The following is a 13,162-nucleotide window of genomic DNA, read 5'->3' as shown; positions in this document are numbered from 1 at the left end:
GAGACCAATACTGTGAGCAGCACCGACACCCGCCCGACCGTCACGGTCCTGGGCGGCGGATATAGCGGGATCAAGGTCGCGAAGGCGCTCGACGACGTCGCCGACGTGACGCTCGTCGCACCTTCCGACGCGTTCACGCACAACAGCGCCGCCTGGCGGGCACTGGTCGAGCCCGAGTGGCTGGACCGCATCTTCCTGCCGTACGACCGTCTGCTGGCCCGAGGCCGGTTCATGCACGACCGCGCGACCGCCGTCGACGGCCGGCGGGTCACGCTCGCCTCCGGGCAGGTGCTCGAACCGGACCACCTGGTCCTGGCGACCGGTTCGGGCTACCCGTTCCCCGCCAAGGTCGACGAGCCGAACGCCGCCACGGCGCGGGCTCGCTTCCGCCAGGCGCACGGGGAACTGCGAGGCGCGAGCCGGGTCCTGGTCATCGGCGCGGGCCCGGCGGGCCTCGAACTGGCCGGCGAGATCAGGGCGTTCCACCCGGAGAAGGCGGTGACCGTCGTGGGCGCCGACAGCGACGTCATGCCCGGCCCGTTCGACCAGGAGCTGCGCGACGAGCTCCGGCGACAGCTCGACAAGCTCGGTGTCGAGCTGCGGCTGGGCAGCCCGGTGCGCGACCTGCCGGCGGTGCCGCCGACCGTGCTCGGCAACGTGGTCGTGACCACCGACGACGGCGAGGAGCTGACCGCGGACGTCTGGTACCAGGCCTTCGGCGTCAAGCCGGCGACCGGCTACCTGCGCGGTGCGCTGGCCGCGGCCCGCCACCCCGACGGCACCCTGCGCGTCGACGGCCAGCTCCGGGTGGCCGGCGGGTCCGGCGTCTACGCGGTCGGCGACATCACCGACGCCGACCGGGACGGCATCGGCACGGCCGGCGCCCAGGCGGAACTGGTCGCGGCGAACCTGCGGGCGCACATCACGGGCGAGGGCGAGCTCCGGTCGTACGTGCCGGGCCCGATGGCCATCGCGGTGCCGCTGGGTCCGGACGGCGGCGCGGGCCAGCTTCCCGGCCTGGACGGCGTCGTCGGCGCGGAGATGATCGCCGCCCTGAAGGGAAAGACCATGCTGGTCGAGCCCTGGGCGGCGCTGTTCGACACGTGACCGATGTGGACAGTGGCCCCCTGCGATCAGGAGGGGGCCACTGCCTCGGTCCAGACGTAGCCGCTGGCGCGGTAGATGGCGGCTGCATCCTCGCGGGCGGTCACGGCCGCGGGCGGGTCGGTCGCCACCAGCGCTTTCGACAGCACGTCCAGCGCGAACGCGTCCAGCAGCCGGTAGCCGGCCGGCCCGGCGACCCGCCTGGCGGCCTCGGCGTGCTGGCGCGCCGCTGCGTGGTCGCCGGCCGCGAGGCTGGCCCGGGCGAGCCCGATCAGCGCGACGGCCCGGGGGTACGGCTGGCGCCCACTGCGGGCAAGCGCCTCCCGGTGCCGCCGGTCCGCCTCGGCCAGCCGGCCCAGCTTCCGGTCGACGGTTCCGCCCACGTTGAGGACGTCGACCCGCAGCCGGTCGTACCGGGTGTCGCCGGCGAGCTCCTCGGCGGCGGCGACCAGCGCCTCGGCCCGGGCCAGGTCACCGCGATCGGCGTGTACGGAGGCGAGGCTGGCCAGGGCTGCCGCCTCGGCGCTCAGGTTGCCCACCGCGCGGTGGGCCGCCAGCGCGTCGGCGAGCAGGCGGAGCCCGGCGTCGCTGGCGCCCAGCAGATGCTTCATCTCGCCGAGGTTGGCGGTCGGGACGGCACCGCCCACCGCCGACGCGGAGCTGTAGGCCCGCACGGAGTCAGCGGCGTAGCCTGCGGCCAGGTGGAGGTCGCCGAGCTCGAAGTGGAGCACCGCGAGCGAGTTGAGACAGATCGCCTCGCCGCGCGCCGATCCGTTGCGGCGGTTGATGGCCAGCGCCTGCTCGAGGTCGTCGGCCGCGACCGGCCCCGCGCCGCGCAACACGTGGATGATGGCCCGGCCGTACAACGCGGTCGACTCGCCCTCCGCCCAGCCGGCGGCGCGCGCGTTGACGCGGCCTTCGGTGAAATAGCGCAGGGCCAGGCCGGTGTGGTTGGCCTGCCAGTGCACGGTGGCCAGGCAGTTGAACGAGGCGGCCAGGCCGATGGGCTCGCCGGCGCGGCGAGCGGCGATCAACGCCGTGCGGCTGGCGACCAGCGAGTCGGTGACGTAGAGGCGGCGGTGGAGCCAACCGCGGAGGGCGTCGGCGAACTGCCAGGCGTAGCGGTACGGCCCGTGCGTGGCGGCGTGCGTGACCAGCGCGAGCAGGTTCGCCCGCTCGGCCTCCAGCCAGTCCGTCGCGGCGGCGTGATCGGCGAAGTCCGGTGCCGGCGTTCCCACTGGGTCCGGCAGCCGGATCACCTGCGGGCTGACCATCCGGGTCGCGGCGACCACGGTGCGCAGATAGTGGTCCGCCAAGCGGTCCAGCGCCTGCCGGCGGTCAGGCTCCGGCTCCTCGACGCCGGCCCGCTCCGCGGCGTAGACCCGCAGCAGGTCGTGCGCCACGTACCGGCCGGGCCGGTGCTGCTCGACGAGGTGGCCGTCGGCGAGCTCGGCCAGGAGGCGCGCCGCTTCCCCGGCGGTCGCTCCGGTCAGCGCCGCCGCGGCCGGAGCCGTCAGGTCCGCACCCGGCACGACGCCGAACAGCCGGAACAGGCGACGTGCGAGCAGAGACCGGCGGGCGTACGACAGCCCGAACGCGGCCCGCACCGCGGCCTGGCTGTCGCCGTGCACCTGGAGCGCGGTCAACCGGTCGTCGCTCAGCGCGGCGACGTAGGAACCGATGTCGCCCTCGGTCAACTGCGCCGCTGCGATCCGCAACGCGAGTGGCAGGTGTCCGCACAGAGCGACCAACTTCGCCGCCGCCCCCGGCTCGGCCGCGACCCGTCCCGCGCCGATCGCGCCGCGCAGCAGCTCGGCGGCGTCCCCGGCCGGCAGCACGTCAAGCGGCACCCGGACGGCGCCGTCCCGGACGGCCAGCCCCGCGAGCTGGTCCCGGCTGGTGACCAGCGCGGCGCAGTCCGGCCCGCCCGGCAACAGCGGCCGCACCTGCTCGAGGTGGCCGGCGTTGTCGAGCACCACCAGCACCTTCCGCTCCGCCAGGCTGCTGCGATAGAGGGCGGCCGCCTCGTCCTGGTCCGTCGGCACCTCGTCGGCCGGCACGCCGAACGCGCGCAGGAACACCGCGAGCACCGCACCGGGGCGCAGCGGCGGGCGGTCGTCGTAGCCGCGCAGATCCACGTAGAGCTGGCCGTCGGGGAACCGGCCCCGGTTCAGGTGTCCCCAATGGACGGCGAGTGCGGTCTTGCCGACGCCCGGGATGCCCGAGACGACGGCGACGGACGGCCCTGGACCGCGCAGAATCGTGTCCAACTCGTCGAGCTCGGCGGCCCGACCGGTGAAGCCGGCCGTGTCCGCCGGTAGCTGCCGTGGCGTCGGCGCCACGGTGGGTCGGGCCGGCCGGCTGTCCGGCTCGGCCAACTCGCCGAGCTCGGCGGTCGCGACCCCGGCGAGCCGCGGGTCACCGCGCAGGATGGCCGCGTGCAGCGAGCGCAGGGTGCTGGCCGGTTCCACGCCCAACTCCTCGACCAGCAGCGCCCGGGCGCGCCGGTAGACGTCGAGCGCGTCCGCCTGCCGGCCAGTGCGCAGCAGCGCCAGCATCAGCAGGGCCCGGACCGTCTCGCGATAGGGATGCTCCCGCGCGAGGGCCACCAGGTCGGCGCCCGCCTCGACGGGCCGGCCCAGGTCGAGCGCGACGGCCGCGCTCTCCTCCCGTGCGGTGTCACGGAGGTCGGCCAGCCGGCTCGCCTCGGACCCGACCGGCGCGCCCGCGTACGCGTCGCCGCGCCACAGCCCGAGCGCCTCGTGGAACAGCTTGGCCGCGGCCGCCAGGTCACCGTGCCGGCGGGCGGCGCGCGCCTGGTCGACCGCCGCACCGAAGCGTCGGACGTCGAACTCGTCCGCACCCAGGACGATCGCGTAGCCGTCGCCGGTGTGGACCACCCGGGCCGGATCACCGAGCGCCTGCCGCAGCCGGTGCACGTAGACCTGGAGGGTCTTGCGGGCCGTCGGCGGTGGCACGCCCTCCCACAGGGAGGCGAGCAGAGCGTCCGTGCCCACCGGCCGGCCGTCGTGGCAGAGCAGCAGGGCGAGCAGCCGCGCCTGCATCGGCGTGCCGAGTGAAATCGTCCTGCCCTGGCTGCGGACCCGCAGCGGGCCCAACGCCTCGAAGAACAGCCTGGCCTCCCGGGTGCGTCCTCAGCCTCGCGCACCCGATGTGGGCACCGCAACCCCGCTGCAACCGGGCCGCAGGCGCGGCCCGGCACAGTGGTCGTCGGGCGGACGGTTGGTCAACGGGGGCATGGTGCGGGTCCGGACCCACACCGTGCGACCGTCAGGGGCCGAACTCGGCCGCGGCAGTCAGTCGACCGGTGACCACGGTCGCCGCCGCGGCCAGGGGCGACTGCGCGCTCCCGGCCCCTGACGGCCCTCGACCGCACGGTGCCTCAGAGCAGCCCGCGCCGTGCTGCCTGGGCCACCGCGGCGATCGGTGTGGCGACACCGAGCCGGTCGCAGATCGCCCGGGTGCGGCGGCGCACCGTCCGGTCCGACGTGAAGAGCTGCCGCGCGACGAGCTCGATGGACAGTCCCTCGGCCAGCAGCCGGAGCAGGGCCAGGTCGTCATCGTCCAGTGGGAGGTGCTCCGTGGTCGGGCTCGCCATGCCGACGGTCCTTCCTGGGCAGTTCATGAAACGATTCATACATCGACATTCAAGAGAATATGGACGCTCGCCGGTACGCGTCAAGACCTTCGATGCGCGGTCGGGCCGGCGGCGTGGTGCCGCCGGGCCGACCCCACGATCGTCAGGCGGCCGCCTCCTCCGCCGCGACGTTGGCACGCAACTCCGCGATCAGCGTCTCGGCCCGGCCCACCAATGCGTCGCGGGCCGCGTCGTCGCCCTTCACCTGGTTCTCGGCGCGGGAGATGAACTGCTCCAGATAGTCGATCGCCGCACCCTCGTCGCCGTTGACCGCCTTGGCCTCGGCGTGTGCCAACCGGTCCCGCAGGCTCGCCGCCACGTGGGCGTGCACCCGCCCGGCGTCGGTCAGCGCGGTGAGCTCGTCGGCGAGCGGCTCGCACGACACGGGCTGGATCACCCGGAACGTGTAGCTGCCTGAGCCCACCTCGTAGACCTCCGCGTCGAGCTGGTGACCCACGTACCGGACGCCCGGGGCGCGGTCGGCGTCGACCGACGTGCCCGTGCCCACCTCGTTGACCGCACCCTTGTTGGGCGCGGGCACGTGCACCGTCGCCGTCGTGTTGGCCGGCACCGTCACGTGCAGGGTCAGGTCGCCGTCGTCGTTCTGGGTCCAGTCGGAGCCGACCTTGCCGTGGATCGTGTCGACGCTGGCGGCGACGTGGTCGACGCCGTACTCACCGCCGACCAGCGGCTGGATCGTGATCTTCCGGTAGCCAGGCTCGGCGGGCTTGATCCCCGCCAGCTCTTCGTAGAACCACTGCCCGATCGAACCCTGGAACTGGTGGTTGCGGGTTCGTGTGGACGCCTCCCAGTACTCACCGACGCCGGTGTAGCCCAGGCCGATGTGGTAGCCGTAGGACGGGTAGGTCGTCTGCTGAGCCACCGCGAACAGGGCCTGCTTCGCGTACGGGACACCGGCGTGCGCCGCCTCGGAGAGCACCGGCCAGATCCAGCGGATGCCGACGAACCCGATCATCGCGTGGCCGGTCCTGGTCACCGCCACGTCGTACGCCAGCTTCTCCTGGAGGGCCCGCTTGTTCTGCTCCTCCACGAGGCCGAAGCCGATCGCCCACGCCTGGAATCCCTGCCGAAGCTCCTGTGTGGAGTTCTCGGCGTAGAAGCCACGTGCCGCGTCCCACCACCGTGCGTTGAAGTCGCGGCGGATGTCGGCGAACAGCTTCTCGTACTTCTGCGCGTCGGCGAGGTAGCTCGCGGTGCCCGTCTCCGCGTACAGCAGCCGGGCGGCCTCCGCCGTCTTCGTGGCCAGGTACGCGGTGAACGCGGTCGACGACGCGGCCTGGAAACCGCCGACGTTGAGGTTGGTGCCCTCGGCCGCGTTGCCGTTGGCCCCGGTGACGAACGCCCAGTCGCCCAGCCCGGAGTTCAGCGTCCAGTCGTCCGAGCCGTCCCAGACGAACCAACCGCCCGGACCGTCCGCGTACGGCTTCCCGCCCTGGATGTTGTCGTCCAGGTACTTGGTCATCGCGTGGTACGCCGTCCGGATCGGCTCCGGGTCGGCGTAGCGCAGGTAGCCCTCGGCCGGTGCGACCATCAGGAACGCGTCCCAGATCGGGGTCGCCCCACCACCGTTGGGCTTGAACGTCGCGATCGAAGGCGAGGTGCCGCACGGGGTGTAGTCGTTCGGGTCCACCGCCGGGTTGGTCGGCGAGCAGTAGCCGTAGCCTTCCGACCCGGGGATGAGCAGGCCGACCTGGCCGTTGGCGAGCTGCGAGTCGACGGCGTCCCGCGCCGACTTCCGCATCGACCGCTGGATGTCGAAGATGTTCGCGACGGTCGGCAGGATGATCTGGGCGTCGCCGGTCCACCCGTCCTTCTCGTACGTCGGTGTGTCCATCGAGTATCCAGCGACCCAGTCACCGGCGACCGAGCCCCGTACGTTGGCGTAGATCTGGTTGAGCAGCGGCACGGACGACTCGAACGTGCCCACCTCGGCGAAGCTGGTCCGGATCTCCTGGACCGACGCGACGTCGACGTGCACTCCGGCCGGCAACTGGCTGCCGTTGCTGCCGTCGACCTGCACCCACTGGAAGCCCGCGAAGTTCCAGTTCGGCGCGTACACCTCCGGGTTCTCGGCCGTGCCGGTGCCGTCCGAGACGTAGTACTCCTGCTGGAGGCTGCCGGCGAGCTGGAGCGCGCCGTCCTGCCCCGTGCCCGGCACCGTTGGGTCGTCGATCGAGGTGTCGTCGTTGCGCCGCTCGACGTACACGATGCGGACGACCTGACCCGCCTCGGCGCCCCAGATCTTCACGGTGGCCCAGCCTGTGCGCTGACGCCCGGTGTCGAAGACCTGCGCGCCCGCCGGCGTCGTGTAGCGCGGGAACGGCCCGTTGTGGTCCTGCACCTTGCGGGTGAGCTCGTGCTCCATCGACACCAGGTCGCCCTTCGGGCCCGGCACGACCTGCGCGCGGGACCACGCGGAGGCGTCCCACGAGGTGGTGTTCCAGCCCGGCATCTTCTTCCGGGCGTCGTACGTCTCGCCGTTGTCGAAGTCGTTGTAGCGGGTCGGCCCGTCGACGCTGGTCGCCCAGGTGTCGTCGGACTTGACGAGCTGTTCGGTGCCGTCGGCGTAGGTGACGTAGAGGTCCGCGCGCAGGGTCTCCAAGGCCCGCCACTGGGCGGTCTCGAAGCGGTGGTTGCTGGGCACCGACTCGGAGTCGTAGCGACCGGCGGCCACCTCCGCCGCGACCACGTTCTGCCGCGGCGCCGTCGGGTCCTGCGCGATCAGGTCCGTGACGTCGTCGGTGGTGTACGAGACGGTGTCCACGTAGTCGGTGAAGCCCGGGTTGAGGTGCCCGCCGGGCTGCGTCAGACGGCCGTTGACGGTGGGCTCGCTCCAGCCGAGGCCGCTGGAGTAGAGGCGGGCACGCACGACCGTGCCGTGCGCCGAGACCGGGGCCACGTCGAACGACCGTCGCATGAGGAAGGTGGGCCGGACCGGCTTGCAGGAACCGGCCGACGGCGAGTTGCCGACCGGTCGGCAGACGTCACGCGGGGTGCCCTGCCCGACCAGCGGCGCGCCGGCCGGCTGGTCCGCGGTCAGTGCGGGCGCGAACGTGACACCGGTGCCCGGGCTGCTGACCGGGGCGCCGGACGCGGCCGCGGCGGTGAGGGCCGGGCTGACGTCCACACCCGTGCCAAGGCCCCGGGCCGGCGCTCCGCTCGCGACGGCGGCGGACAGTGGGGCGTCGAGCGTCACACCGCTGCCGGTCGCGCCGGCGTCGCCGACCGCGGTCACCTGCCGCACCTGTGCGGTGTCGCCGGTGCCGACGATCGCCGCCTGGCCCACGACGAAGCCGCCGACGTTGTTCACCTTGATGTTCGTGGCACCGGCCGCGGCCGCGACGGCGAGCGAGCGCTGCTGCTGCACCGCGGTGCCGACCGAGGTGATCGTGCTGCTCTGGTCGGCCACCGCGATCGCGGCGCCGACCGCGAAGTTGTTGACCGAGGCCACGTACACGGTGGTGGCGCCCGCACCGAGCGGGGCCGCGGCGGTGGTGCTGGTGGCCGGGCTGCCGACGGCGGAGACCGTGACGTCCTGGTCCGCGCCGACGCGCACGGTGCTGCCGGTTGCGATCGCGCTGATCGCGGCGACCTTCACGTTGGTCGCACCCGACTGGGCGGGGGCGGCGAGGGTCGTGCTGGCAGTCACGCAGCAGGCGTCGTCGCTGGCGCCGTCGCCCGCCGTGGGCACGGTCACCGACCGCTGCGGGCCGGAGATCCAGCTTCCCTGCCACTCGTCGGCGGTCAGGTACGCCGTCTCGAACCAGGCCGCCGGCGCCCACGCGGTGGGCGCCGAGGTGACGGACCGAACGCTCCAGTAGTAGCGGGTGCGCGAGCGCAGCGCGGTCCGCCCCTCGTAGGTGACCGAGGTGGCGTCGGACGCGACCGAGCCGCTGGCCCAGACGTCACCCTTGCCCGCTGCCGCCTTGGCCGCGGTCGTGGCGACGACAAGCTCGTACTTGCGCTGCTTGATGCCGCGCTGCGCGGACTCGAGCACCCAGGAGAACGTCGGTGTCGCGTCGTCGATGCCGAGCGGCACCGGGCTGGCGTTCACCTCCAACCGCGCCACGGACACGCCAGGCGCGGCGAGCGCGCTCCCGGCCGAACCGGACAACCCGGCGGCGACGGTCGCCAAGACCGTTGCGACCGCCACCACCCCTCTCCACGACCTGTGGTTCACTGACGACTCCCTTGAATCGTTTCAATGATGGACGGCAGTATGCGGCTTGTGTTCGGCTGAACACCGTTGGTTGCGCAGAACCTAGGAGTCGGCGCAGCGCTCCCGCCAGAGCGTCCGGGCAGGGTGGCCGGATCCGGCCAAGTCAGGCCGGTTCGAGGTCAGCCGCGGCGGTCAGCCTGCCGGTGACCGCGGTCGCGGCGGCGACCAGGGGCGACACCAGGTGGGTACGCGCTCCCGGCCCCTGGCGGCCCTCGAAGTTGCGGTTCGACGTCGACGCGCTGCGGCTGCCCGGCGCCATCCGGTCCGGGTTCATGCCCAGGCACATCGAGCAGCCGGCCGCCCGCCACTGCGCGCCCGCCCGGGTGAAGACCTCGGCGAGTCCTTCGGCTTCCGCCTGGACGCGGACCTTCATCGAGCCCGGCACGACGAGCATCGTCACCCCGTCGGCCACCCGCCGGCCGCGCAGCACCTCGGCGGCGGCGCGCAGATCCTCGATCCGGCCGTTGGTGCACGAGCCGAGGAACACGGTGTCGACGGCGATGTCGCGCAGCGGGGTGCCCGGGGTCAGCTCCATGTAGCGCAGGGCCTGCTCGGCCGCGGAGCGGACCAGCGGGTCGGTGAACTCGTCCGGTGCGGGTACCACGCCGGACACCGGCACCGCCTGGGCCGGGTTCGTGCCCCACGTGACAAAGGGCCGCACGGACGCGCCGTCCAACGCGACGGTCCGATCGAAGACCGCGTCATCGTCGGTACGCAGGCCGCGCCAGTGTTCCAGCGCCCGCTCCCACAACACCCCGGTCGGCGCGTGCGGGCGTCCGGCCAGATAGGCGTAGGTGGTCTCGTCGGGCGCCACCATTCCCGCCCGCGCGCCGAACTCGATCGACATGTTGCACAGCGTCATCCGCGCCTCCATGGACAGCGCCTCGATCGCCGTGCCGCGATATTCCACGACGTGGCCCGCGCCGCCGCCGACACCGACCCGCGCGATGATCGCGAGGATCAGGTCCTTGGCGGTCACGTCCGGCGAGAGCCGGCCGTCGACCCGCACCTCCATCGTGTGCGGCATCCGCTGCGGCAGCGTCTGGGTCGAGAGCACGTGCTCGACCTCGCTGGTGCCGATGCCGAACGCCAGCGCGCCGAACGCGCCGTGTGTCGAGGTGTGCGAATCGCCGCAGACGATCGTCATGCCGGGCTGGGTGAGGCCGAGCTGCGGCGCGACCACGTGCACGATGCCCTGGTCGGCGTCGCCCAGGGAGAACAGCCGGATGCCGAACTCGGCGCAGTTGCGGCGCAGTGCCTCGACCTGGGCCCGGGCCATCGGATCCACGATGCGCAGCCCCTCGGTGGGCACCGCGTGGTCCTCCATGGCGAGGGTGAGCTCCGGGCGGCGGACCCGCCGCCCGGCCGCCCGGAGCCCGTCGAACGCCTGCGGCGACGACACCTCGTGCACCAGGTGCAGGTCGACGTAGAGCAGGTCGGGTTCGCCCGCCGTCCGCCGCACCAGGTGCGCGTCCCAGATCTTCCGTGCCAGCACGTCGGCCATCAGCTCGCGTACACCGCCTCGGCCAGCCGCCCGGGAGTGAGCTCGCCACCCTCGATGACCCGCACGCAGCGGCCGCCGCGCAGCACGTGCACCCGGCCGCACAGGTGCGCGAGGTCCTCGTGCTCCACGGTGGACAGCAGCACGACCGCACCGGCGGCCGCCGCGGCCGACAGGTGCGCGAAGATCTCGCGCTTGGCGCCGACGTCGACGCCCTGCGTCGGCTCGTGCAGCGCGAGGACCCGTGGCTCGCCGAGCATCCACTTGGCCAGCAGCACCTTCTGCTGGTTGCCGCCGGAGAGGAAGCGCAGAGCCGACTCCGGGCGGCGCGGTGTGACGGCGTACCGCTGCGACTGCTCCATGGCCACCTTCCGTTCCCGGCCGCGGCTGACCACCGAACGGAACCGGGTGAACGCCGGCAGGCTGGGCAAGGTCAGGTTCTCGCGCACGGTCAGCGCGGCCGCACCACCGGCCCGCGCGCGGTCGGCGGGCAGCAGCGCCATGCCGAGGTCGATCGCCGCACGGGGCCGCAGCGTGGCCGCCGACACCGATCTGTCGTCGAGCTGGACCGTGCCGCCGGTCGCCCGCCGCGCGCCGGTCAGCAGGTACGGCACCTCGTCGTAGCCGGACCCGGGCAGGCCGGCGAAGCCGATGATCTCGCCGGGCCGGGCGGTGAACGACAGCTCTCGCAACGCACCGCCCCCAAGACCCTCGACCGTCAGCCACGGCTCCCCCTCCGGGGACGCGGTGTCCGGGTACAGGTCCTCGACCGACCGCCCGAGCATCAGCTCCAGCAGGTCCCGCTCGGTCTTGTCGGCGGCATCGACGGTCGCCACGAGCTCGCCGCCACGCAGGACGGCGACCCGGTCGCACAGCTCGCGCACCTCGTCGAGCCGGTGCGAGACGAACACCGCGGAGGCGCCCTGCGCGGTCAGGTCACGCAGCACGCCGAAGAGCCGTTCGACACCGTCCCGAGGCAGGTACGCCGTGGGCTCGTCGAGCACCAGCAGCCGTTGCCCATTGCCGGTCTCGTCGATGTCGGCCAGCCCGCGGGCGACGGCGACCAGCGCCTGCTCAGTGACCGACAGGTCGCCGACCCGGGTGTCCGGGTGCACGTCCAGCCCGACCTGGTCGAGGAACCGCTTGACGCCGGCGCGTTCGGTCGACCAACGGATCCGCCAGCCGAATCCGGTCCTGAAGCGGGCGATGCGCAGATTCTCCAGAACCGTCATGGACGCCACGAGCGCGAGATCCTGGTGGACGAAGGCCATCCCGCCGGCCCGGATCTCCGCGCCCGGGTCGGCGGCGTGGTAGCCCGACAGGATCTTGATGAGCGTGGACTTGCCGCTCCCGTTCTCGCCGATGAGGCCGAGGATCTCCCCCGGCCCCACCGCGAGCGTGACGTCGTGCAGCACCCGGATGTCGTCGAACGTCTTCGACACCCCGGTGAGCTCGAGCACGTTAGTCATGGCAGATCAGTTCTTCGTCCACAGTGCCGGGAACTTCGTCTTGTAGTCGCTGGCGCCGTACCAGGCGAACTCGTCGCTGCCCTGGATCAGGTTGGCGTTGCTGGTGTCGAAGATGCGCAGGCCGATCTGGTAGTTCGAGATCGGTGCGGCGCCGCTGAGCACCCGGAAGATCTGATCCGCGGCGGCGTACGCCCACCACTCGTTGTGGCCGCCGATGTCCAGCTTCAGGCCGCTGGCCGGGTCCTTGAGCTGCTCCACGATGCCCGGCGTGGCGTTGAACGCGCCGACGGTCACCTTCGCGCCCGCCCCGGCGGTGCGGATCGCGCCCAGGCCCGGCAACGCCTGCCCGTCGTACAGCGGGAGCAGGTATTTGCGGTCCGGGTCGCTGTTGATGGTGGTCTGGAACAGCGTCGGCACCGAGGTCTGCCACTGCGGGATCTGAACGTCCTTGATGGACACGTCGCACTCCGGGCAGAGCCGCTTGACCTCGCCGACCGTCGCCTGGGCCTGCGGCTGGGACGCCGGCACGTCGTCCGAGCTGACGACCAGGCCCTTGCCCTTGCCCTTCGAGTCGACCACCATCCAGTCGCCGATGAGCTGGCCGACCTTGACGTAGTCGAAGCCGATCTCGGCGTCCTGGCCGCCGTCGACCTTGCCCGGCACGCCGGTGTTCGCGCTGATCACCTTGATGCCCGCGGCCTTCGCCTTGGTGATCTGGGCCTGGAACAGCGCCGGCGGCAGCGCCTGGAACACGATCGCGTCGGCCTTCTGCGCGATGGCCTGCTCGAAGCCCTTGTTGGCCTCGTCGACCGAGCCCTTGGCGTCGATGACGGTCATCTGGACGCCACCGTACTGCTGGAGGAGCCCTGTCAGTTTGTCCGACCAGTACTTCAGCACCGGGATCGAGTTGGAGACGCTGATGTAGGTGACCTTCTTGCCGGACAGCGCCCCGATCTGCACCGGGTCGTTCGGACCCTGCCAGGCGGGCGGGTTGCGGTACTGGTCGATGATCTTCTGGGCTTCGGCGATGCCCGCGGCGGAGTCGGTGACGGCCGGGCCGGTCGTCTGCGCCGCGGCGGTGGCCGGGGCCTCCTCGTCGGTGCAGCCGGCGGCCAGCAACGCGACGACCGCCAACGCGACACCTGCTCTGACGTGCGCTGATCTACGTGCCATTGATGTGCTCCAGGGGG

7 protein-coding genes are annotated in these 13,162 nt (G+C 72.6%); 1 reads left to right on the top strand and 6 read right to left on the bottom strand.

What is annotated here, in order from left to right; translation table 11 throughout:
* Positions 1-12: 12 nt before the first annotated feature.
* On the top strand, positions 13-1,107 hold the full coding sequence (locus BLV39_RS21885; protein ID WP_090795788.1) for an NAD(P)/FAD-dependent oxidoreductase: 1,095 nt from the start codon (positions 13-15) through the stop codon (positions 1,105-1,107).
* A 26-nt stretch (positions 1,108-1,133) separates the two neighbouring features.
* Here BLV39_RS21885 and BLV39_RS21880 read toward each other — a convergent pair whose 3' ends face one another.
* The 6 genes from BLV39_RS21880 to BLV39_RS21855 form a co-directional block, all read right to left on the bottom strand.
* Positions 1,134-4,169, bottom strand: a complete 3,036-nt coding sequence (locus BLV39_RS21880) for an AfsR/SARP family transcriptional regulator (protein WP_090795785.1) — start codon at positions 4,167-4,169, stop codon at positions 1,134-1,136.
* A 338-nt stretch (positions 4,170-4,507) separates the two neighbouring features.
* Positions 4,508-4,723, bottom strand: a complete 216-nt coding sequence (locus BLV39_RS21875) for a helix-turn-helix domain-containing protein (RefSeq protein ID WP_090795783.1) — start codon at positions 4,721-4,723, stop codon at positions 4,508-4,510.
* Positions 4,724-4,865: 142 nt separating this feature from the next.
* Positions 4,866-8,936, bottom strand: a complete 4,071-nt coding sequence (locus tag BLV39_RS21870) for a family 78 glycoside hydrolase catalytic domain (RefSeq protein ID WP_143049839.1) — start codon at positions 8,934-8,936, stop codon at positions 4,866-4,868.
* A gap of 169 nt (positions 8,937-9,105) precedes the next feature.
* Entirely contained in the window at positions 9,106-10,506 is a 1,401-nt protein-coding gene (leuC, locus tag BLV39_RS21865) for a 3-isopropylmalate dehydratase large subunit (protein WP_090795776.1), read from the bottom strand.
* Complete coding sequence (locus tag BLV39_RS21860; protein WP_090795773.1) at positions 10,506-11,972, bottom strand: sugar ABC transporter ATP-binding protein; 1,467 nt, start codon at positions 11,970-11,972, stop codon at positions 10,506-10,508. The genes leuC and BLV39_RS21860 overlap by 1 nt, the downstream gene beginning before the upstream one ends.
* 6 nt (positions 11,973-11,978) lie before the next feature.
* The gene (locus tag BLV39_RS21855; RefSeq protein ID WP_090795769.1) at positions 11,979-13,145 is read right to left on the bottom strand and encodes a sugar ABC transporter substrate-binding protein; all 1,167 of its coding nucleotides are present in this window, start codon (positions 13,143-13,145) and stop codon (positions 11,979-11,981) included.
* Positions 13,146-13,162: the final 17 nt, after the last annotated feature.

It is taken from the genome of Asanoa ishikariensis (assembly GCF_900107455.1).
In the GTDB taxonomy this organism is placed as follows: Bacteria; Actinomycetota; Actinomycetes; order Mycobacteriales; family Micromonosporaceae; genus Asanoa; species Asanoa ishikariensis.
Note: the sequence above shows the minus strand (reverse complement) of the source record. Positions and strands in the feature narration are given on the sequence as shown.

Bases quoted from the DNA above. Each gene is read 5' to 3' on its own strand.
- BLV39_RS21880 (WP_090795785.1), bottom strand. From the start codon at position 4,169: ATGCAGGCGCGGCTGCTCGCCCTGCTGCTCTGCCACGACGGCCGGCCG.
- BLV39_RS21875 (WP_090795783.1), bottom strand. From the start codon at position 4,723: ATGGCGAGCCCGACCACGGAGCACCTCCCACTGGACGATGACGACCTG.
- leuC (WP_090795776.1), bottom strand. From the start codon at position 10,506: ATGGCCGACGTGCTGGCACGGAAGATCTGGGACGCGCACCTGGTGCGG.
- BLV39_RS21860 (WP_090795773.1), bottom strand. From the start codon at position 11,972: ATGACTAACGTGCTCGAGCTCACCGGGGTGTCGAAGACGTTCGACGAC.
- BLV39_RS21855 (WP_090795769.1), bottom strand. From the start codon at position 13,145: ATGGCACGTAGATCAGCGCACGTCAGAGCAGGTGTCGCGTTGGCGGTC.